Annotated in this window: 16 protein-coding genes; 13 read left to right on the top strand and 3 right to left on the bottom strand. The window is 73.6% G+C overall.

Annotated features, from left to right (window positions below; genetic code table 11):
• Window positions 1–115: 115 nt before the first annotated feature.
• The gene (locus ACW14Y_RS09795) at window positions 116–1570 is read left to right on the top strand and encodes a serine/threonine-protein kinase (protein ID WP_456986559.1); all 1455 of its coding nucleotides are present in this window, start codon (window positions 116–118) and stop codon (window positions 1568–1570) included.
• Window positions 1571–1576: 6 nt separating this feature from the next.
• Here ACW14Y_RS09795 and ACW14Y_RS09790 read toward each other — a convergent pair whose 3' ends face one another.
• Window positions 1577–2338, bottom strand: a complete 762-nt coding sequence (locus ACW14Y_RS09790; RefSeq protein ID WP_456986557.1) for a TetR/AcrR family transcriptional regulator C-terminal domain-containing protein — start codon at window positions 2336–2338, stop codon at window positions 1577–1579.
• Window positions 2339–2445: 107 nt separating this feature from the next.
• Here ACW14Y_RS09790 and ACW14Y_RS09785 point away from each other — a divergent pair, with 107 nt between their 5' ends.
• The 7 genes from ACW14Y_RS09785 to ACW14Y_RS09755 all read left to right on the top strand — a co-directional run bounded on the left by ACW14Y_RS09785 (window position 2446) and on the right by ACW14Y_RS09755 (window position 9523).
• Complete coding sequence (locus ACW14Y_RS09785) at window positions 2446–3534, top strand: DrrA family ABC transporter ATP-binding protein (protein WP_456986556.1); 1089 nt, start codon at window positions 2446–2448, stop codon at window positions 3532–3534.
• Window positions 3534–4373 (top strand): ABC transporter permease, encoded by an 840-nt coding sequence (locus ACW14Y_RS09780; RefSeq protein WP_456986555.1) that lies wholly within the window; start codon window positions 3534–3536, stop codon window positions 4371–4373. The genes ACW14Y_RS09785 and ACW14Y_RS09780 overlap by 1 nt, the downstream gene beginning before the upstream one ends.
• 174 nt (window positions 4374–4547) lie before the next feature.
• On the top strand, window positions 4548–5534 hold the full coding sequence (locus ACW14Y_RS09775) for an aldo/keto reductase (protein WP_380307603.1): 987 nt from the start codon (window positions 4548–4550) through the stop codon (window positions 5532–5534).
• 298 nt (window positions 5535–5832) lie between these two features.
• A complete protein-coding gene (locus ACW14Y_RS09770; RefSeq protein ID WP_456986554.1) occupies window positions 5833–7362 on the top strand; it encodes an FAD-dependent monooxygenase in 1530 nt (509 codons plus the stop codon).
• Window positions 7359–8102, top strand: a complete 744-nt coding sequence (locus tag ACW14Y_RS09765) for a hypothetical protein (protein ID WP_456986553.1) — start codon at window positions 7359–7361, stop codon at window positions 8100–8102. The genes ACW14Y_RS09770 and ACW14Y_RS09765 overlap by 4 nt, the downstream gene beginning before the upstream one ends.
• Entirely contained in the window at window positions 8099–8758 is a 660-nt protein-coding gene (locus ACW14Y_RS09760) for a TetR/AcrR family transcriptional regulator (RefSeq protein ID WP_380439515.1), read from the top strand. Before ACW14Y_RS09765 ends, ACW14Y_RS09760 begins: the two co-directional genes overlap by 4 nt.
• Before the next feature lie 150 nt (window positions 8759–8908).
• Window positions 8909–9523, top strand: a complete 615-nt coding sequence (locus tag ACW14Y_RS09755; RefSeq protein WP_456986552.1) for a DUF4188 domain-containing protein — start codon at window positions 8909–8911, stop codon at window positions 9521–9523.
• A 73-nt stretch (window positions 9524–9596) separates the two neighbouring features.
• On the opposite strand, the gene ACW14Y_RS09750 is transcribed toward ACW14Y_RS09755, so the two are convergent.
• Window positions 9597–10457: an SCO6745 family protein gene (locus ACW14Y_RS09750; RefSeq protein ID WP_380307613.1), complete on the bottom strand. Its 861-nt coding sequence runs from the start codon at window positions 10455–10457 to the stop codon at window positions 9597–9599.
• 286 nt (window positions 10458–10743) lie between these two features.
• On the opposite strand from ACW14Y_RS09750, the gene rpe reads away from it, so the two are divergent.
• Together rpe and ACW14Y_RS09740 are read left to right on the top strand one after the other, a co-directional pair.
• Complete coding sequence (gene rpe / locus ACW14Y_RS09745; RefSeq protein ID WP_380383869.1) at window positions 10744–11427, top strand: ribulose-phosphate 3-epimerase; 684 nt, start codon at window positions 10744–10746, stop codon at window positions 11425–11427.
• Window positions 11428–11735: 308 nt separating this feature from the next.
• On the top strand, window positions 11736–14963 hold the full coding sequence (locus ACW14Y_RS09740) for a discoidin domain-containing protein (RefSeq protein WP_456986550.1): 3228 nt from the start codon (window positions 11736–11738) through the stop codon (window positions 14961–14963).
• Between the two features lie 330 nt (window positions 14964–15293).
• On the opposite strand, the gene ACW14Y_RS09735 is transcribed toward ACW14Y_RS09740, so the two are convergent.
• Window positions 15294–15731, bottom strand: a complete 438-nt coding sequence (locus tag ACW14Y_RS09735; protein WP_456986549.1) for a hypothetical protein — start codon at window positions 15729–15731, stop codon at window positions 15294–15296.
• A gap of 568 nt (window positions 15732–16299) precedes the next feature.
• Between ACW14Y_RS09735 and ACW14Y_RS09730 the strand changes: the two genes are divergently transcribed.
• From ACW14Y_RS09730 to asnB, 3 genes are all read left to right on the top strand, one after another.
• Window positions 16300–16947, top strand: coding sequence for an LmbU family transcriptional regulator (locus ACW14Y_RS09730; RefSeq protein ID WP_380383965.1), 648 nt, complete (start codon window positions 16300–16302; stop codon window positions 16945–16947).
• 423 nt (window positions 16948–17370) lie between these two features.
• Window positions 17371–19326, top strand: coding sequence for an NAD-dependent epimerase/dehydratase family protein (locus tag ACW14Y_RS09725; protein ID WP_456986548.1), 1956 nt, complete (start codon window positions 17371–17373; stop codon window positions 19324–19326).
• A 110-nt stretch (window positions 19327–19436) separates the two neighbouring features.
• The gene (asnB, locus tag ACW14Y_RS09720; RefSeq protein WP_456986547.1) at window positions 19437–21305 is read left to right on the top strand and encodes an asparagine synthase (glutamine-hydrolyzing); all 1869 of its coding nucleotides are present in this window, start codon (window positions 19437–19439) and stop codon (window positions 21303–21305) included.
• Window positions 21306–21438 lie beyond the last annotated feature (133 nt).

Raw genomic sequence — 21438 nt, 5'->3', positions numbered from 1 at the left:
TCTCTCGGGTGCGGGATGGTTGGCGCGCCAACGGTAGGCACAGGTCGGGGGGCGGGGGAAACGATTTGTTGATCCACCGTCAGTGGGGGGTGGGGGGAGCGCTAGGGTTTGGCGCGTGGCAGCGGTGAACGGGGCACTGATCGGGGGCCGGTACCAGCTCGTGGAGCTGATCGGCCAGGGCGGCATGGGGCGGGTCTGGCGGGGGTGGGACACCACGTTGGGCCGGGATGTCGCGGTGAAGGAGGTGCTGCTGCCGCAGGGCGTCACGGAGGCGGAGCGGGAGCAGCTCGTGCAGCGGGTGCTGCGGGAGGCGCGGGCCGCCGCGCGGTTGAACCATCCGGGGATCATCACCGTGCACGACGTCGCCGAGTACGAGGGTGCGCCGGTGATCGTGATGGAGTTCGTCGACGGGGAGTCGCTCGCGGCGGCCGTCGCCCGGGGTGGGGCGTTGCCGGTGGCGCGGGTCGCGGAGCTCGGTGCGGCGATGGTGAAGGCGCTCCGGCAGGCGCATGGCGCGGGGATCGTGCACCGGGACCTCAAGCCGGACAATGTGCTGCTGATGGGTGAGCGGGTGATCCTCACCGATTTCGGGATCGCGCACATGGCGGACGCCACCACGGCGCTCACCCGGACCGGGGCGGTCATCGGCACGCCCGCGTACATGGCGCCGGAGCAGTTGGAGGGACGGCCCGCGGCTCCCGCCAACGACCTGTGGGCGCTGGGCGCGACGCTGTACTCGGCGGTGGAGGGCGAGGCGCCGTTCAGCGGGGACACCTTCGGCGCGCTGTGCGTGGCGGTGGTGACCAAGGAGCCGCGTCCGATGGTGCGGGCGGGGGCGCTGGCGCCGTTGCTGGGCGCGCTGTTGGCGAAGGACCCGGCGGCGCGGCCGTCGGCGGAGCAGGCGTTGGCGGCGCTGGAGGCGGTGGCCCGGGCGGGGGCGGCCGCGGGTGCGGTGGGAGGGGCGTTCGGGCCGCCGCCGGTGATGTACGGAGAGGTGCCGCTGGGGCCGGTGCGGATCCCGCCGCAGGTCGGCCCCGGGCCGCTGGCTTCGGGCCGGCCGTCCGGGGAGTTCCCGCACGGGGGGTGGCAGGATCCGGTGGCGGCGGGGTGGGGGAGCCCGACAGAGGTAACGGCGGCCCCGGCTCCAGCTCCGACCCCGGCCCCGACCCCGGTTCCGGAGCGGTCCGGGGCGAATCCCGCGGTGGCGGTGCTGGTGCGCTTCATCGGGTGTCTGGCGCTGATCTGGGTCGTGGGCACGGTTCTGCCGTGGAACTACCTCGACCACGTCGTCAGGGGATTCGGGCCGCTGGCGTTGGCCATCACCGGCGTACTGGCGCTGGCCAACGCGGTGCCCCGGCCGCGTTGGCACCCGGCGGTGGTGTGGGTCGTGGCCGTCGTCGCGGACTTCGGCCTCTGGTACCTCACCGCCACTCTGCTGGAGGTCAAGTTCGGCGGCTGGTTCACCGGATTCGGCGAAGCGCCCGGGCAGATCGCCGTGAACATGCTCCTGCTCGGCACGGGTTCCTGGCTGCTCTGGATGTTCGTCCCGGGCAGCCGCCGACGCCGGTAGTGGACGTCAGGCGGCTCCCACCGGGGCCAGGGCGGCCGTGATCACGCGGTCGAGTGACCTGTCGAACACCGCGTCGGGGCTGTCGGCCGCTGCTCCCGTGGTGGCGAACGCGGCGGCCAGGTGCGGGAATTCACCGCTCGCCGCGGCCCGGCCGAGGTAACCGGCCAGGTCCGCCTGCCACTTGGCGCCGGCCGCCGCCGTGCGCTCGTACTGCGCGAACTGGCACACGAACCCGGTGAGCAGCGCGAGCGCCTCCAGGCGGGCGGTGCCGTCCAGGCCGCTCGGCTCGGTGACGGCGAGGAAGTGCTCGGTGTAGCGCAGGGCGTTGGGGCCGAGTCCCGGCCGGGCGATCACCAGGGCGGGCACCCAGGGGTGGCGGCGCAGGGCGGCGAGCTGCTCGTGCGCGAGGCGGCGGAGGTCGGCCCGGCAGTCACCGGTCGGGGTGAGGTCGGAGTAGTCGTACTCACCGGCGACGGCGTCGAGCATCAGGTCGAGCAGGTGCTCCTTCTTCGGCACGTAGTTGTAGAGCGACATGGTGCCCGCGCCGAGCGCGGCCGCGACCCGGCGCATGGAGACCGCGTCCAGGCCCTCGGCGTCGGCGATGACGATCGCGGCGGCGGCGATGGAGGCCCGGCTGTGGGCGGGGCGGGGGCCCCGGCCGGTGCGCTCGGGGCGCAGCCAGATCAGTTCGGGCGACTCGCCGGGGGTCGGCGCGGCGGGGGTACTGCTGCTGGGGGTTTGGCTGCTCGGTTGCTCACTGGACGGCACTGGTAGATCACCTCGGTTCCCCATCTTAGATACGTACGGCGTACGTAGTACGATGCGCTTGCGTTCGCTTCTACGTACGCTGTACCTAATGAGGGAGTGGCAGAGCCATGTCCGACACCGCCTGGACCGGCGCCCCGAAGAGTTCCGAGGCCGCCCGTCACGCCGCCTTCGCCGTCGAGATGTCCGGTGTGGAGAAACGCTTCGGTGCCACCCGGGCGCTGCGCGGACTCGACCTCGCCGTGCCGGCCGGCACCGTCTGCGGCCTGCTCGGCCCCAACGGCGCGGGCAAGACCACCGCCGTCCGGGTGCTCGCCACCCTGGTCGCCCCCGACCGGGGGACGGCGCGGGTCGCCGGGTACGACGTGGCCCGCGAAGCGGACGCGGTCCGGCGCAGCATCGGCCTGGCCGGGCAGCACGCCGCCGTGGACGAGGGCCTCACCGGCCGCGACAATCTGCGCCTCCTCGGCCGGCTGCACCGCCTCGGCGGCCGGGGCGCCCGGGACCGCGCCGAGGAACTGCTCGACCGCTTCGGGCTCACCGGGGCCGCCGACCGGCTGGTGCGCACCTACTCCGGCGGCATGCGGCGGCGGCTCGACCTCGTCGCCAGCCTGGTCACCGCCCCGCCGGTGCTCTTCCTGGACGAGCCGACCACCGGGCTCGATCCGCGCAGCAGGCGGCAGATCTGGGACGCGGTGGGGGAGTTGGCCGAGGCCGGGACCACGGTGCTGCTCACCACCCAGTACCTGGAGGAGGCCGACCGGCTCGCCGACACCGTCGTGGTGGTCGACCACGGCGCCGCCATCGCGACCGGCCCGCCCGAGCGGCTCAAGGAGTCGATCGGCACCCGGGTGTCGGTCACCCTCGCCGACGCGGGCCAACTCGGCCGGGCCGCCGTGGTCCTGTCCGCGCTCGCGGGGAACGGCGACGTGGAGCTGGACCAGGACGAGCGGACGGTGGAGGTGGTGTCCCGGCCGGGGCTGACGGTGCTGCTGCCCGCGCTGGTACGGGAGTTGGACGCGGTGGGGGTGGTCGCGCTCGATGCGGCGGTGCGGCCGCCCTCGTTGGACGACGTCTTCCTCGCGCTCACCGGAACGGCGCGGGGTGGCGGCGCCGACGGCGCCGGTAACGCTGCCGCCGCCGACGCTGCCGATGCCGCCGGTGCCGCCGGTGTCTCCGCCGAGAGGAAGGTCGCCTGATGTCCGCAGTCGCCGACCTGGCCGCCGACGCGTGGTCGTCGATGCTCCGTGTCCTGCTCCACTACCGCCGCTCGCCCGGGCTGCTGGCCGTCTCGCTCGCCGTGCCCGTGCTGATGGTGGTGGTGTTCGGCTATGTGTTCGGCAGCGCCATCGCCGTGCCGGGTGCCGACAGCGGTGCGTCCGGTGCACCCGACGCGTCCGGTGCCGGACCTGTCGACGGCTACCGGGAGTTCCTGATGCCCGGGTTGTTCGCCATGGTGGCCGTCAACGGCATCGTGCCGACCATGGTCGGCGCCGCCCGGGACGTGGGGCGCGGCGTCACCGACCGGCTGCGCTCGATGGCGGTCTCCCGGACCGGCCTGCTGCTCGGCCAGACCCTCGCCGACCTGCTGGTGAGCGTGGTGGTGCTGGCCCTGCTGGCGGCGGTCGGCCTGGTCGTCGGCTGGCGGATCCGCGGCGGACCCGCCGACGCCCTGGGGGCGTTCGGACTGCTGCTGCTCTTCCGGTTCGCCATGACCTGGGTCGGGCTGCTGCTGGGCCTGGCCGTCGGCAAGGAGGAGGCCGCCGGCCAACTGGCGGTCGCGGTCTTCCCGTTGGCCATGGTCACCAACGCTTTCGTGCCCACCGGCGGCATGCCCGGCTGGCTGGCGGCGGTCGCCGAGTGGAACCCGATGAGCGCCGTGGTCCAGGCCGGGCGCGATCTCTTCGCCAATCCGTCCGCCCCGGCGGCGGCCTGGCCGATGGAGCACGCCGTCCTGGCGACGCTGCTGTGGTGCGCGGTGCTGCTGCTGGTCTGCGGCCCGTTCGCGGTACGGAAGTTCGCCACCCACGGCACGTAGGCCCAAGGTCGGCCGTGCGCAGGGCCGTGCACCCGCAGGTGCAAGGTCCTCCGCACGGGGGGCCGACCCCGCGCCGACCCCTGCTCCGGCACAGTCGGACGCACCTCGGCAACCCGTTTCCCACGGGGCGGAATGTGCTGGACAGCGCGGCCGGTGCGGCAGAGGGTGGGGCGCATGGAGTTCACCCACCTCGGCCGCACCGGCCTCACCGTTTCCCGACTCTGCCTGGGCACCATGAACTTCGGTCCGCACACCGAGGAGTCCGACGCCCATCTGATCATGGACAGCGCCCACGAGCGGGGCATCAACTTCTTCGACACGTCCAACAGTTACGGCCGCGACGCCGAGGGCAACCACAAGGGTCGCACCGAGGAGATCATCGGCCGCTGGCTGGCCAAGGGCGACGGCCGCCGCGAGCGCACCGTGCTCGCCACCAAGGCCTATGCGCCGATGGGCGATTGGCCGAACGAGGGGCGGCTCTCCGCGCTCGCGATCCGCCGGGCCGTCGAGGACAGCCTGCGCCGGCTGGGCACCGACCACATCGACCTCTACCAGATGCACCACATCGACCGGGACACGCCCTGGGAGGAGATCTGGCAGGCGATGGAGGTCCTGGTCGCCCAGGGCAAGATCATCTACGTCGGCTCCAGCAACTTCGCCGGCTGGCACCTCGCCCAGGCCCAGGAGGCCGCCAAGGCACGGCACTTCCTCGGTCTGGTCAGCGAGCAGTCCCTCTACAACCTGCTGGACCGGACCATTGAACTGGAGGTGATCCCCGCCGTCGAGCACTACGGGCTCGGCCTGCTGCCGTGGTCCCCGCTGCGCAGCGGCGTGCTCGGCGGTGCCCTGCGCAAGGAGCGCGAGGGCGGCCTGGTCCGAGGCGGCCTCCCGCACGCGGGCGAGATCCTGGCGGCCAACCGCGACCGCATCCAGGCCTACGAGGACCTCGCCGACGAACTCGGCGAGCACCCCGCGGACCTCGCCCTCGCCTGGCTGCTGTCCCGCCCCGTCGTCACCGCCCCGATCGTCGGCCCGCGTACCCTCGGCCACCTTGACGCGGCCGTGCACGCGTTGGACATCAAGCTCGACGACGACGTCCTGGCCCGCCTGGACACCCTCTTCCCGGGCCGCCGGCCCGCGCCGGAGGACTACGCCTGGTAGGAGGGGCGGTAGTTGTCCGTCGCGTCGTCCCCGTGCCCGCCGACCGCTGGTGGGCACGGGGACGGTGTCCGTCGACGCCCGGAGCGGGGGCAAAAGCAAAGGCAACAAGGAGAACGCCACTTGTTGCCACTCTCAACTTATAGCGGGTGGGGGGCCTTGCCGCAAGGGGGTGGGGGTGGCGCAGAATGACCGATCTGAAGCGGGCGAGGATGAAAACGGCTGATTCATGGGATTTGGTCTTCTTTGTCTCCCCTGGTGGATGACGGAACACGGCTGGACGGGGCGATCGGTGATGGATGTGCGTTCGACGACGGATGTGATCGTGGTCGGTGGCGGGCCGACCGGGCTGATGCTCGCGTGCGAGTTGCGGTTGCACGGGGTCGGCGTGGTGGTGCTGGAGCGGCTGGAGGAGCGGACGGCCGAGTCGCGCGGACGCGGTCTGCACGCGCGCAGCGTGGAGATCATGGACCAGCGGGGGCTGCTGGAGCGGTTCCTCGCGGTGAGCGAGAAGTTCCGGGTGGGCGGGCTGTTCGGCGGCGTCATGGCGGCCTGGCCGGACGGCCTGGACACCGCCCACCCGTACGGGCTGGCGACGCCGCAGGCGGTCACCGAGCGGCTGCTGGAGGAACGGGCGCGCGAACTCGGCGCGGAGATCCGGCGCGGCCGCGAGGTGGTCGGACTGGACCAGGACGCGGACGGCGTGGACGTCGGACTGGCGGACGGCACCCGGCTGCGCTCGCGCTACCTCGTCGGGTGCGACGGCGGGCGCAGCACGGTGCGCAAGGCGCTCGGGGTGGGCTTCCCCGGTGAGCCGGCCACGGTCGAGACGCTGATCGGGGACCTGGAGTTCACCGAGGACCGGGCGAAGGTCGCCGAGGTGGTCGAGCGGGTGCGGCGGACCGAGCTGCGGTTCGGCGTGGCGCCGGACATCGACGGCCGCACGGGGGTCGCGCGGATGATCGTGCCTGCGGACGGCGTGGCCGAGGACCGGTCGACGCCGCCGACGCTGGAGGAGTTCAGGGCGCGGCTGCGGGCCGTCGCGGGCACCGACTTCGGCGCGCACTCGCCGCACTGGCTCTCCCGTTTCGGCGACGCGACCCGGCAGGCCGAGCGCTACCGGGTCGGCCGGGTGCTGCTGGCCGGCGACGCCGCGCACATCCACCCGCCGACCGGTGGGCAGGGGCTCAACCTCGGGGTCCAGGACGCGTTCAACCTGGGCTGGAAGCTCGCCGCCGAGGTCGACGGGTGGGCGCCGGAGGGCCTGTTGGACAGCTACCACGCGGAGCGCCACCCGGTCGGCGCCCGGGTGCTGGCCAACACGCGGGCGCAGATGACCCTGCTCGGCAGCGGGTCGGGGCCGACCGCGCTGCGCGAGCTGTTCACGCGGCTGATGGAGTTCGAGGAGGTCAACCGCTGCATCACCGGCATGATCACCGCGGTCGACGTCCGCTACGACTTCGGTGCCGGCCACGCGGGCGACCAGGGCGGTGACCGGGACGGTGACCGGGACGGCGGCCACGAACTGCTCGGCCGACGGCTTCGGGACGTGCCGCTGTCGGGCGGGCGCCGCCTCTACGGGCTGATGCACGAGGGGCGGGGGCTGCTGCTCGACCGCACCGGCGGGGGACGGTTGTCGGTCGACGGCTGGGCGGACCGGGTCGACCACGTCGTCGACGATCGGAGCTCAGAAGCATCCGTGGACGTGCCCGCGCTGCTGCTGCGGCCCGACGGCCATATGGTCTGGGTCGGCGAGGACCCGCGCGAGCTCGAGGCCGCGCTGATCCGCTGGTGGGGTGCTCCGCTCCGCGAGGAGGCCGGGGAGCGTTGACGGACATGACGGCCATGGACGTGACGGCCACGGACATGACGGCCACGGACGTGACGGCCGCAGACGCGGCGGTGCCGCTCGCGGAGCGCCGGGCGGTGGTGCTGGATCCCGCGGCGCCGTTGGAGGTGCGGCGGCGGGTGATCGCGGAGCTGGAGACGGGGGATCCGCTGCTGCGCGAGTTGGCGTACACGGCGTTGCCGGAGGCGCTGGTGGACGCGTTGATCGCGCATCCCTCGGCGAGGGTCCGGGGGGACGCGACCGAGCGGATCGACCTGACCGTGGCGCAGCGGCGGCGGCTCCTGCGTGACCCGAGGGGCGGGGTGCGGCTGATGGCGTTGCACTTCGGCGGACCGGACCTGGAGCTGGACGAGGCGGACGTCGATCGTCTGGTGGCGGATCCGAGGATCATCGTCCGCGAGGAGGTGGCCCGCCGGAGCGACCTGTCGAAGGAGCACGTGACCGCCCTGCTCGGGGACGTGAGCGGGTCGGTGCGGGTGCAGGTGGTCGGGCGCGCATGGCCGCACCTCGACGAGGCGGCGCGGGCCGCACTGCTGGCGGACCGGCACTCCGGGATCCGGGCGGCGGCGGTGCTGGCGCGGGACGAGGCCCGGCCCGTGCGGCCCGCGGTCGCGTCGCGGCGTCGGGAGCAGCCGGGAGCAGCGGGGGTGGAGCGGGCCGGATCGCCGATGCCGCAACCGCCGATGCCGCCCGCCGGTGGTGTGATAGCACTGCCCGCATGACGGAGAGGCCCGCGGGGCGCGGGAGTTACCACCACGGGGCGTTGCCCGAGGCACTGGTCGGGGTGGCGTTCGAGCTGCTGGACGAGGTGGGGCAGGAGCAGGTCACCATGCGGGAGGTGGCCCGGCGGGCGGGGGTGTCGGCGGGGGCGCCGTTCCGGCACTTCGCGGACCGGCGGGCGCTGCTGACGGCGGTGGCGGACCGGGTGCTGGCGGACTTCGAGGCCTGGCAGCGGGCCGAGGTCGCGACGGCGACGGGAGCCGCGGGAGCCACGGGGGCCGGGGAGGCGGCCGGTGCCGGTGCCGGGGACCGGCGGGCGGTGCTGCGGGCGCTCGGGCTCGGCTTCGTCCGGTACGCCGTCCGGCACCCGCACCGGTTCGCGCTGGTGCGCTCGCGGGTGTTCGCGCCGGCCCCGCAGCCGGAGCTGCGGGAGCGGTTGTCCGGGATCGACCGCGCGTACACCGAGGTGATCGTCGCCGACCAGGCGGCGGGTCTGCTGCGGCCCGGTGATCCGGAGCTGGTGGGGTTCGCGGGGCAGGCGCTGGTGTACGGGCTGGCGCAGATGATCCTGGACGGGTACCTGCCCGCCGAGAAGGCGGAGGAGGTGGCCGCGCAGGTGCTCGACACCTTCGGTCGGGGGATCGCCAACCCCCGTTGAGGGGACGGAGATTCGCGGGCGGGACTTCGCGTGCGCGGAGGGTTGACTGGGTCGGTCCGCGCTGATGTAATCACCGCTTACATCGACCTCTACCCGCGAGTAGCCCAAGGGGCGGGAGGGTCGGAAGAGCCGACAGGGCTGGGGGCAGACGTGTTCGCGAAACCGACTCCGGGCTTCACCACCGCGGCCGCCACCGGGGATACCGTCGTCCTGCTCATCGGGATGCGGATCAACCGGTTCTGGGCCGTCCACCAGTGGTTCCCGATGCTGCTGGCGATGTTCCGGATGCTGCACGAGCTGGGCCGGCAACCGGAACGCGGTCTGCGCGGGAAGGTCCTGCTGACCGCCTCGCCGCGCACCTACTACGCCGTCCAGTACTGGGAGTCCGAGGAGAAGCTCTACGCGTACGCGACCGCGCCGGACGCCTTCCACCACCGGGTCTGGAAGATCGCCAACAACAAGCTCAAGAAGGGCAGCATGCGCGGGCACGTCGGCCTGTGGCACGAGGCGTACGTCGTGCCGGAGGGCGGCTACGAGTCCGTGTACTTCGACATGCCGCCGTTCGGGCTCGCGGGAGCGAGTGGCGTGCTGCCGGTGGAGAGCCGGGGGCGCAGCGCGCGGCAGCGGCTGGCCTTCCGCTCGGCCCCGGAAGGGGCGGGGCCGGCCGCAACCCCGTCGGGCAGGTCGGACACGTCGGGCAGGTCGGGCAGGTCGGGCAGGTCGGACACGTCCGGCACGTCGGACGCGCCGAACGCGTCGGAGTGAACGACGGCGGCCCCCGCGGACTCCCTCCGCGGGGGCCGCCGATCGGTCGGGCGGCGTGCCGTCGGACGAGGGCTCAGGCGGTGGTGGTCGCCGGGAGGCCGATCGGGTTGATCGGGGGCAGTGCGCCGCGACAGAGTGCCGAGATCGGCTTGAGCGCCGCGGCGAGCCGGTCGAGCTCGGCCCTCGGGTGGTGCTCCCAGACCCGGGCGGCGGCGAGGTCGGTGGCGGCCTCCAGGGCCTGGTGCCGGATCCGGCCGCACTCGGTGATGGTGCCGCGCTCGGTGATCCAGCCGCGCTCCACCAGCCGGGCCGCCGCCGCGTCCCACTCGGCGTCCGTCCAGCCGCGCACCGGCTGCAGCGCCTCGCGCCGCACGTCCAGGGCGCAGCGCACCACCAGCGCCTCGCAGCCGTCCAGGCCGGCCGCGACCAGGGCGGCGACATGGCCGTCGCCCCGGTGCTCGCGCATCACCGTGGCGGCCTGCCAGAGCCGCCCGTGCGGGTCGGACGGGCTGGGGAGGGCGGCGTTGGCGGCGGCCAGCACCCGGCCGGCGCAGTCCAACCGGGTGACCGCGTCCGCCAGCAGGTCGGCCGCCAGCTCGATCTGCGCCGGGTCGACGTGCTCCAGCAGCCGCCTCAGGGCAGCCGAGGCGCCGTCGATCCGGGCGGCGAGCGCGGCCTCCGGGGCGGCCAGCTTCCAGATCGCCGGGAGGGCGCGCTCGATCGGGGCGGGCGCGAAGTTGAAGAACGCGGCGATCACCGGCGGGGCGTCCACCGCGCCGAGCGGGGCGGCCCGGCCGCCGAAGTAGCTGCGGGCGACGCCGCGCAGGCCGGCCTCCTCGAAGGCGGCGAGGCCCTCGGGGGTGAAGTAGGTGACGGCGTGCACGGGTTCGAAGAGCCACCACAGGGCGCGGGCGGGGTGGACCAGATCGGCCAACGGAGGACCTTCCTCGAAGGAGCGCGGGGAGCGCGAGGGGGAGGGATGCGGTGTCGTACAGGCCTGATGACCACGGTGGCCGTCACGATAACCCTGCCCCCGGTGTGATGACGGTCACGGGGAGGTCTCACTGGTGACACGCCCCCGACGGCGCGAGGGATGATGGGCCCGTGCGCGCCCCGTGCGCGCCCCGGACCCCAGGGTGCCGGGACCCGGACCGCCGGGCCCCGGGTCCCCGGGGCTCCGAACACCCTCGGCACGCAGGCAAGAAGAGGTAACAGGCCCCATGGCGCAGATCAACCCCAGCATCCTGTCCGCGGACTTCGCCCGCCTCGCCCAGGAGGCCGAGGCCGTGCGGGGCTCGGACTGGCTGCACGTCGACGTGATGGACAACCACTTCGTGCCGAACCTGACCCTCGGCGTCCCGATCGTCGAATCGCTCGCCCGGGCCACCGACATCCCGCTCGACTGCCACCTCATGATCGAGGACCCGGACCGCTGGGCGCCCCAGTACGTCGAGGCGGGCGCCGGCTCGGTCACCTTCCACGCCGAGGCCGCCGCCGCCCCCGTCCGCCTCGCCCGCGAGATCCGCGCCAAGGGCGCCCGGGCGTCGATGGCGCTCAAGCCGGCCACGCCGATCGAGCCCTACGAGGACCTGCTGCCGGAACTCGACATGCTGCTGATCATGACCGTCGAGCCCGGCTTCGGCGGCCAGGCGTTCCTGGACATCATGCTGCCGAAGATCCGCCGGACCAGGGAGCTCATCTCCAAGCACGGCCTCGAACTGTGGCTCCAGGTCGACGGCGGGGTCTCGGCGAGCACCATCGAGCGCTGCGCCGAGGCGGGCGCGGACGTCTTCGTCGCCGGCTCCGCGGTGTACGGCGCCCAGGACCCGGCCGCGGCGGTCGCCAAGCTGCGCACCCTCGCCGAGACCGCCACCGCCGGCGCGGGGTGGGCCTGCGCGCACTGAGCCTCCCCGGACGGCGCCGGACCGCGTCTGACCGCTCCCGGTCCGCCCGACCGCGCCAGCCGTCCGGACATGTCGCTGCCCCCGACGAATCCTCGTCGGGGGCAGCGACATGTCCGGATCGGGTTCGGCGGTCGGCTGAGTGGTCGTCTGATCCCGCCCCGGACGTACGCATTCTGTTCGTACAAAGGATTTCCGTACGCACAGCGCCATGCGGTACGACTGTCCCGGCGCATCGGGGTCCCCGGTGCGTCGACCGGAATCATGACCGACCAGGGGGCACAGTGAGGAAAATACCCATAAGGGCGTCGATGGCGGCATCGGCCTGTCTGCTGCTGGCGTCCGCCCTGCCCGGACAGGCGGTCGCGGCGGAGCCGCCCTCCGTCTGGGTCGCCGACGGCGCCGACCACGTCTTCTCGTCGTCGCCGTCGCCCGGGCGTCCGCTGAACGCGGTGACGCTCTTCGCCGCGCGCAACGAGGTCCAGGCCGCCCAGATCGCTGTGCGCTCCGGGCAGTCGCTGACCAGCCTGTCGGTACAGGCGAGTGATCTCACGGGGCCGGGCGGGGCGGTGATCCCCTCCTCGCGGATCACCGTGCGCCGGGAGTACAACCACCCGAACGTCACGACGGTCCGCAGCGGTCACCAGCAGGAGCCGCCGGACGGCGGCACCAGCTACTACGACGCGCTCGTCGAGAACGCCATCGAGGAACCGCTGGCGGCGAACACCACCCAGCCCTACCACTACAGCGTGGCGGTGCCCACCGGCCAGGTGCCCGGCACCTACACCGGCAAGGCCACCGTGCAGAGCTCGGCCGGCCCGGTGGACGTGCCGGTCTCCGTGACGGTGTACGACGCCGAGCTGCCCGCGGCGAACCGTTCGACGTTCCGGATGAACAACTGGTTCACCTCCGCCGGCTGGGACTACGGCTGGACGGCGAGCTCCATCCCCGCGCAGTACGTGGTCAAGGTGGGTGACACGGAGAAGCCGGTCGAGGCGTTCACCGAGCCGTGGTGGACGCTGATGGGGAACTTCGCCAAGAACCTCGCCAAGCACCGCAACAACGTCGTGTTCGCGGACTTCCAGGGCCTCTCCGTCCCCGACACCACTGTCGTGGGCGGAAAGTACAGCTTCACCTGGGCGAACTTCGACCGCTTCGTCCAGCTCTTCCAGGACGCCGGCGCCCTCCAGTACATCTACACACCCCACCTCATCGAGGGCAACGGGAAGGACCTGGAGGCGCTCGTCGACGCCGGAACCGGCGACGGCAAGGTGAAGATGGCGTACCTGACCCCGGGGTCGCCCGAGGCCACCGACTACGTCAACGCCGTGTTCCCGGCGCTGAAGGCCCACCTCGACTCCAAGTGCCTGGATCCGGGGCCGGTCTGCGCCCCCGGCCGCCGGTGGAGCGACGCCTTCTACATGAGCGCCGTCGACGAGCCCAACGGCGGGGACGTGGCCGCGTCCGCGGCCTCGGTCTGGCTCTACGAGCGGTACCACAAGTACTTCCCCGAGGGTCTGTCCAACGAGGCCCACCACGCGGTCGTGCCCGCGACGGACGCCGCCCTCGGCACCATCACGCCGGTCGGCGACAACCACTACGACCAGAACGCCGGCTACTACCAGAACCGGCGTCTCGCCGGTAAGGACCTCTGGCTCTACTACTGCACCAACCCCAAGGACGCCCACCTCAACCGGTTCATCAGCTATCCGCTCTCCGACTCCCGTCTGACGCCGTGGATGGTCTCGGCGGTCGGCGGCAACGGATTCCTGCACTGGGGCTGGAACATCTGGTCGGATGCGGGGAGCAAGGCGAAGATCGACACCTTCGACGGCACGAACGACGGTGACTACTACCTCGTGCGCCCGAACAACCGGGACGGCGCCCTGGACGTCTACGACAGCATGCGCAGCGAGGCCCTGCTCTCGGGCATCCAGGACTACGAACTGCTGCAGCAGCTCGCGGCCGTCAAGCCCGTTCTCGCCCGGGCCCTGACGTCGTCGTTGATCACCGCCACCACCGACTTCACCACCTCGGGCGCGGAGATCAGCAGCCGTCACAAGCAGATCCTGGACGCCCTCACCACCGCGGGTCCCGACGCCTCCTACCCGTTCGTCGACGACTTCTCCTCCGGCACCGACGCCGAGTGGCGGCACCTGCGCGGCGCCTGGTCGGTCACCGGGGACCAGGCGTACGAGCAGAGCGACCCGGCCGCGAACTGGGACACGGTCGCCGGTGTGGCCGGCCGCACCTACGGCGACGTCGCCGCCTCCGCCGACGTCCGGATCACCGGTGTCAACCATGAGGGCGACGACACCAACTGGGCGGGCCTGACCGTCCACAGCCAGAACCCGACCGACCGCCAGACCGGTTACCTGGTGGCCCTGCGCAACAACGGCGAGGTGTTCGTCGAGCGCGGCGGCGCCCTCCTCGGAAAGGCGACCGTGCCCGGGTACGTCCCGGGCGCAACGGTCGGCCTGCGGGTCGTCACCCGGGGCTCCACCCTCGACGTGTACGCCGGAGCGACGCGACTGCTCTCCCTCACCGACAGGAGCTACCCGGTCGGCAACATCGGCCTCGCCACCGGCGGCGCCTCCGCCCGGTTCGACAACGTGCGACTGAACCCCGGCACCAACCCCGTCGAGGGTGCCGTCGTCACCGCCTCCAGCAGCTACGAGGCGGACGGCTGGGGCAGGAACGCCCTCACGGACGGTCGCCACTCGCTGCCCACCGGCACCAACGGCTGGAGCAGCATCGACAACCTGTCCGTGGACCACACCGAATCGGTGACGGTGGACCTCGGCACCCGTCGTCGGATCAGCCGGCTGGACCTCTTCGGCCGCGCCGACGGCGCGAACACCGGGCTGGGCTTCCCGGTCGACTTCACCGTCCGGGTCTCGCCCGACAACGTCAACTGGACCACCGTCGCCGACGAGCACGACCGCCCGAGGCCCGACGCGTCCGCGCAGTCCTTCCCGTTCGCGCCCACCGACGTGCGCTACGTGAAGGTCACCGGGACCAGGCTGCGCACCGACGCGGCCGGGAACTACCACATGCAGCTGGCCGAGATCGAGGCCGCCGGTGAGAACCTGGCCGCCAACCGGCCGGTGACCGTGTCGAGTTCGATCGAGAGCTCGGGGTGGAAGCGCGCCGCCGCCACCGACGGTGTGCAGAACTCCGCCCAGGGCTACTCGATGGGTTGGAGCAGCGTCAAGTCGCCCACGGCGGCCGCCGGCGAATGGATCTCCGTCGACCTGCAGGGGGAGAGCGTCCTCAGCGAGGTCCGGCTCACCCCGCGCACCGACGGCGTGAACACCGGCCTGGGCTTCCCGGTCGACTTCACCGTCCAGGTCTCGCCCGACAACGTCAGCTGGACCACCGTGGCCGACAAGCACGGCCAGACCCGTCCCGGCACCGCGGCGCAGGTCTTCTCGTTCGCGGCGACCCCGGCCCGCTATGTGAGGATCACCGGAACCGTGCTGAGTGCCGACCAGTTCGGCGACCACTACATGCAGCTCGGCGAGATCGGCGTCAGCTGACCTGCGGTCCCCCGTGACCGACCGGCGCCACTATTGAAGGTGCGAGGACGGGAGCGGGAAACCCCCTGGGGGCGGCGCGCCACGTGGCGCGCCGCCCCCAGGGGGTTTCGGGGACCGGCTCGGCGTTCGGCTCGCCAGGGCGGCGGGCCGCGGGCCGCCGCCCTGGCGAGCCGAACGCCGAGCCGGTCCCGTCAGCGTGATCGTGCGCGGGTTCGAGGCCGCGGCGACGATCACCGCGATCCATCAGGCGGTGCCGCAGGAGCGGTAGTCGCCGGTCGGCCGGCTCCTCGGGTGGAGGGGCCGGCCGGTCCTAAGAGATCTGATGGTGCGTCAGATCCATTGCTCGGGAAGGGCGAAGGCGATCATGGCGTGGTAGCGGGGGTGGGGGGTGTCGGTGGGGGAGAACCAGTCGGTCGGGCCGGTGCGGTCCTCCCAGGTGAGTGGGGCCTCGGTGAGGGCGTCGACGAGGTCGGTGGCGAGGCGGCCGGCCTCGAAGAGGTCCTGGTCGGTCGACTGTGAGCCGGCGCCGACGATCTGGCCGCGGATCGCGGCGGAGTGGCCGTAGCGGAAGGCGCCGCTGCCGCACAGGTGGGGGGCGGCGAGGACGGCCTCGCCGTAGTTGCGGCCGAGGCGGCGGTGGCTGGCGGCCTTGGCCGCGGCCTTGGGGAGGAAGTGGTGGGCGTCCTCGCCGACGGTGATCACCGCCATCACCGACTCGGTGTCGGGGACCCAGGGGCCGGCGGTCGGGTCCAGGAGGACGAAGCCCATGCTCGCCCGGGGGTAGGGGGCGCGGGGGGGGGGTGCCGGATGCTGGCGGCGCGGCGCAGTCCGAGGCCGATCAGCAGCCCGGCGAAGCCCTCGTCGTCGAAGAGGTGGTCGTACGGGTTGTGCCGGTGCTGGGCGCGGACGGTCGGGCCGTGCTCCGAGACGCTCTCCCGGGTGGTCACGTTGGCTCCTTCGGCAGCTTGCGGTGCCCGGGCCCCTCCTGCGGGGGCCGGGGCGGTGCGATTGTGGCCACGGGGGCCGGTGGGTCGGCAGGTCCGTGGCGCGGGGGTGGGCTGTGTCGGTGCGGGGTGTTCGGTCCGGGGCGGCCGCAACGGGTCTGGTCTGCGGTTTCTGACGCGGCCATGTCTCGCCGGCGGGACGGCGGGCGGAACGGCCGGCGGGGAGCGGGCAGGAGGAGGGGAGGGGCGGCGAGGAGGCGGGGGAGGGGGTCGGCAAGGGGTGGCGGATCGACGGGTGCCGGCGGGGGATCCCGACGGTTGGTCTAGACCTTGAAGCGGTGCGGTTCGTTCCTCAAAATGATCGACTGTTGCTGAACAACGGGGAGGACAGCATGCGAAGGGCGGATCGGTCGGACGACGTGGGGATTCCGGGAAGACGTACCGGGAGGAGTCCGGAACTCTCCCGGGACCAAACCTCACTCGCTCTCCCGGCACGGCTCCCGATCGACGCGTGGATGCGTATCGGGCAGGCCCTCGGGGTCGCGGCGGATTCCGCCACCTGGTGGCTCGGCGACTGGCTGGTCTACGGCCAGGACCGTTATCCGGAACGCTACCGGCGGGCCATCGACGAAACCGCGCTGGATTACCAGACACTGCGGAACTATGCCTGGGTCGCCCGGAAGTTTCCGCCGGTCCGCCGCCGGCCGGCCCTGAGTTTGCAGCACCACGCCGAGGTCGCCTCGCTGGATCCCGAGGTCCAGGACAACTGGCTCGACCGGGCCCAGCAGGGCGGCTGGTCCCGCAACGAACTCCGCCGCCGGATCCGCACCGCCGCCGATCCGGGCACGGGCGCGCGATCCATTGCCGTCGAACTCAGGCTCGCCGTGACGCAGGCCCGGCGCGGACTCTGGGAGGACGCCGCCGACGCCGCCAACCGGGATCTGTCCGCCTGGGTGCTGGAAGTCCTGGACGCGGCCGCCCGGCGGGGCACGGAGGAGCGCGCCGAGCGCGACCGGATGCGGATCGCCGAGGCGGGCTGACGCCGCCCGCCGCCTGGACGGATGCCGACGCGGCGAATTTCCCGGTCGTTCGACGAATCGGGTCGGAGGGCGGCGGAACGGCGAACGCCCGATCGTCGTCGGTCCACGAATCATGATTCAGGGACGAAGGATCCGGAATTCGGATCCGGATTCAGGCGCAATGAGTCAGGCGCAATGAATCAGGCGCGAGGAATTGTGGCGGCGGGACGTGCGGTGGAGCGGCGGAATGCAGCCGCCGTGGTCCGCTGTGTCCGCGCCGCGCGAGCGTGGTGAATTCCAGCGGCACCCCGGATCCGGTCGTGAAAGTCGGCGCGGACCCCGGTCCGGTCGGTATTCCCTACCCACCGGACCCACCGGACCCACCGGACCCACCGGACTCACCTGACCCACCGAAACCCCAACCCCCCACAGCGAGGTACTTCGATGGATGCCAGTAACGCCCCGGCCCAGGTGCGGCTGAGCGGCGCGGTGATGAGCCACCCCCGGCGTGCGCAGGAGGCCCGGCGGATCGCCGAGGCCGATCCGCTGGGCCGGGTCCTGGTGATCACGGACCCCGAGCCGGACGGCCGTCCGACCGCCCTCCGGGTGGCGCCGCTCTCCTGGTCCTGCGTGGCGCCCGACGCCACCCACCACCTGGTGCTGCAGGACGACGTGGTGTTCGCCGAGGGGTTCTTCGAGCACGCCGAGCGAGCCGCCGCGGCGGCGCCCGGCGAGGCGATCTCCCTCTACGCGGGCTGGGACTCGCGCAACGGCGCCGTCGCCCGGCTGGCCGCGCTGGTCGGCGCGCCCTGGGCGTACACCCTCCAGGAGCACGTGCCCTGCCAGGCGCTGATACTGCCCGCCGAGGCTGCCCGCGGCTACGAGGCCTTCCAGCGGGAGCACGGCGGCGGCTGGCCCTACGACGTGGTGGTGCAGCGGTACCTGAACGCGATCGGCATGCCGGTGCGCTTCTGCACGCCCAGCACCGTGCAGCACGACGACCTGCCCAGCCTCGCCGGCAACACCTACCACGGCTTCCGCCAGGCGACCCTGTTCACCGGCGAGGCCGGTCCGGTGGCCGCCGAGGGGCCGTGCCCGCGCTTCCCGGTGGTGCCCTTCTACCAGTACGGCGAGGCCCGTTGCGCCGTCCTCCGGGGCACCGAGTGGGAGTACCTGGAGACCGAGCGGCAGCTCGCCCGCACCGGGCTGCTGGACGCCTGCCTGGCGGCGCTGGACGCCGCCGGGCCGGACGCCGCGGCCGGGCTCCTGGAGGGTTCCGGCCGGGCCGTGTGGCTGACCGCGTTCGCCCTCGGCGTCGTCACCGCCGACCGGCCGGAGCCGGACCCGCAGATCGCCGCCGCCGTCCTGGAGAGCCTCGGGACGGGCGGGCTGTGCCAGGAGTACACCGTCGCCGAGTTGCTGGCGGTGGTCCCGGCGGTGCGCGACTTCGCGCTGACCGCCCTCGCCGCCGGCCGCCGGGCCGGGGCCGACCCGGCCGTCCGCACGCCCCGTCCGGCCCCGCTCGCCCGGGTGGCCGTCACCGGCGGCGACCCGGCCTTCGCCCGGCAGCTGGCCCGCCTGCTCGCCGACGGCGGCCTCGACGCGGTGCACCCGGCCGGGCGGCCGACCGCCGGGGACCTCGACGGCGTCCGGTACGTGGTGCACCTGGGCCGCTCCGAGGACGGCGAGCTGCTGGCCGAGGTGCTCGCCGCCGCCGCCAAGGCCGGGGTGGAGCGGGTGGTCTACGCCGGTTCCTCGGCCGTCTACCGGGGCAGCCGCGAACGGACCGTCACCGAGCAGCTCCCGGCCGCCGCCCCGGCCGACCCGGTGGCGCTGGCCTGGTGGCGCGAGGAGCGGGCCGTCCTGGCCTGGGGCGCCGAGCACGGCGTCCCCGTGCAGGTCCTGCGCCTCGCCGACCCGGTCGGCCGGTACGCGCCGGAGGACAGCCCGCTGGTGCGGTGGGTGAACCTGGCCTGGACCCGGCGCCCGCTCGCCCTGAACCCGCTGGGCCGCCACCAGGTGCTGGACCACCGCGACCTCGCCGACGCGCTGCGCGCCGTCCTGGCGGCCCCGCCCGCGCAGCCGGTGCTCAACGTCGCCTCGGCGGCCTTCGACGAGCAGGAGCTCGCCGGGTTCCTGGCCGACGTGTCGCGCCGTACGCCCTGGGAGTGGGTCCAGGACCCGACGGTCGACCGCTGGACCATGGCGACCGGGCTGATCGGGGCCGAACTCGGTTGGCAGCCCTCGGCCGAGTTGCGCGAGAGCATGCGCGCCCTCGCCCAGTGGTGGGCCTGCGACATCCACGGCGACTACACCGTGCCCGGCGACCACACCGTGCACGGCGACCACACCGTCCCCGCGGTCCCCGCCGTCCCGACCGGGCCCGACGCGCGGGCGTGACCGTACCGGCCGGCGGCGCCCCGTCCGGCGCCGCCGGCCACCCCACGGCCGGACCGCCCCGCTGCCCGCCAGCGCAACCCACCTGTCACCGCCCACCCCTGGAGTACCGCATGTCCGCCATAGCCGGCTGGGTCGACTTCTCGCACGGCACCCCCTCCCACGGCACCGCCGACACCCCTGACACCGCGGACGGACAGGACGTCGTCCGGGCCATGACCGCGGCGCTGGCCGGGCGCGGGCCCGACGGCGAGGGGCTGTGGAGCTCCCCGCACGCCGCCCTCGGCCACCGCCGCACCGCCCGCGACCCGCACCCGCAGCCGCTCGCCGCCCCCGGCGACACCGGCCCGCTCGCCGTGCTCTCCTTCGCCGGCCACCTCACCAACGCCCGCGCCCTGCGCGACCGCCTGACCGCCGCCGGGCACCGCGCCGTCACCGGCGGCGAGGCCGAGGCCGTGCTCCAGGCGTACCTGGCCTGGGGCGAGGACTTCGTCACCCGGATCGAGGGCACCTACGCGCTCGCCCTCTGGGACGCGCGCCGGGAGGAACTGCTGCTGGTCCGCGACCGGATGGGCGTCAAGCCGCTCTTCTTCGCAACCACCCCGGACGGTGTGCTCTTCGGCTCCGAGCCCAAGGCCGTGCTCGCCCACCCCGCCTTCCGGCCCGTCCTCGACGCCGACGGCCTGCGGGACATCCTCTCCGTCGCCCGGGTGCCCGGCCACGCGGTCTTCCGCGGCCTGCGCGAGGTCCTGCCCGGCGGGCTGCTGCGGGTCGGCCGCTCGGGCGCGACCGAGCGGCGCTACTGGCAGCTGAGGGTGGACGGTCACCCCGACGACCTGGGCACCACCGTGGACACCGTGCGCGCGCTCCTGGAGGACGCGGTCGCCCCGCACCTGGACGGCGGGGAAGCGCCGTGCTCGCTGCTCTCCGGCGGCCTCGACTCCAGCTCGCTCACCGCGCTGGCCGCCGCCCTCGCCCGCCGCCAGGGCCGCGGCCCGATCCGCTCGCTCGCCGTCAACGACCAGGAGCCGGGCGCCGACGGCGGCGCGGCGCAGGGCAACGAGGACCACCTCTACGCCCGGCTGATGGCCGAGCACGCCGGTACCGAGCACGGCGAGATCTCGCTCGCCGGCCTGGACCTGCTCGACCCCGCGCTGCGGGCCTCGGTGCTCGCCGCCTACGACATCCCGATCAACAAGGGCGACCAGTACGCCTCGCTGCGGCTGCTGTTCGGCGAGGCGCGCGGGCACGCCGCCGTCGCGCTGTCCGGCGAGTGCGGGGACGACGTCTTCGGTGGCTACAACTGGAACCGGCTGCCGGAGTGGATCGCCTGCCCGACCTTCCCGTGGGTGGCGGAGAACCGGCCGCGCTTCCTCGGCACCGACGTGCTCTTCGACGCCGGACTGCTCGGCAAGCTCGACCTGGCCGGCTACGAGCGCGACTGCCACCGGGACGCCGTCGCGGAGATCGCCGCCGCCGAGGTGGTCGCCGACCCGGTCGAGGCCCGCTACCGCGAGGTCACCTACCTCGCGCACACCCGCCACACCCGGGTGCTGTTCGACCGGCTGGACCGTCTCGGCAGCGCCGCCGGGCTCGACATCCGGGTGCCGTTCGCCGACCCCCGGCTGGTCGAGTACACCTTCAACATCCCCTGGGAGATGAAGGCGTTCGACGGCCGGGAGAAGAGCCTGCTGCGGGCGGCGATGAAGGACCTGCTGCCCGAACCGGTGGCGATGCGGGTCAAGACGCCCTACCCCAACCTGCGGGACGCCGGCTACGACCGGGTGCTGCGGGAGCGGCTGGCCGCGGTCGCCCTGGACCCGGACAGCCCGGTCGCCCCGCTGCTCGCGCCCGGGCTCCGGACGGCGGTGGCCCGCGACGGCGCTGATGCCCTGGTCGCGGGGGTCGGCCGCGCCGCGCTGGAGACCGCCCTGCAGACTGACGCCTGGCTGCGCGCGTACCGGGTCGAACTCGCACTCTGAGTCGACGCCGACGCGCCGACGCGCCGACGCCGACGCCGACGAACGCCGCCTCCCGGAGCAGCGCCCCGGAGCAGCGCCCCGGAGCCCCGCGCCCGCCCGACCCCGAGCACCCGCCCGCCCCGGCGGACGTCCC

Source organism: Kitasatospora sp. cg17-2, from assembly GCF_054031055.1.
The sequence above is the reverse complement of the archived record's forward strand: the minus strand, read 5'-3'. Positions and strand labels throughout refer to the sequence as shown.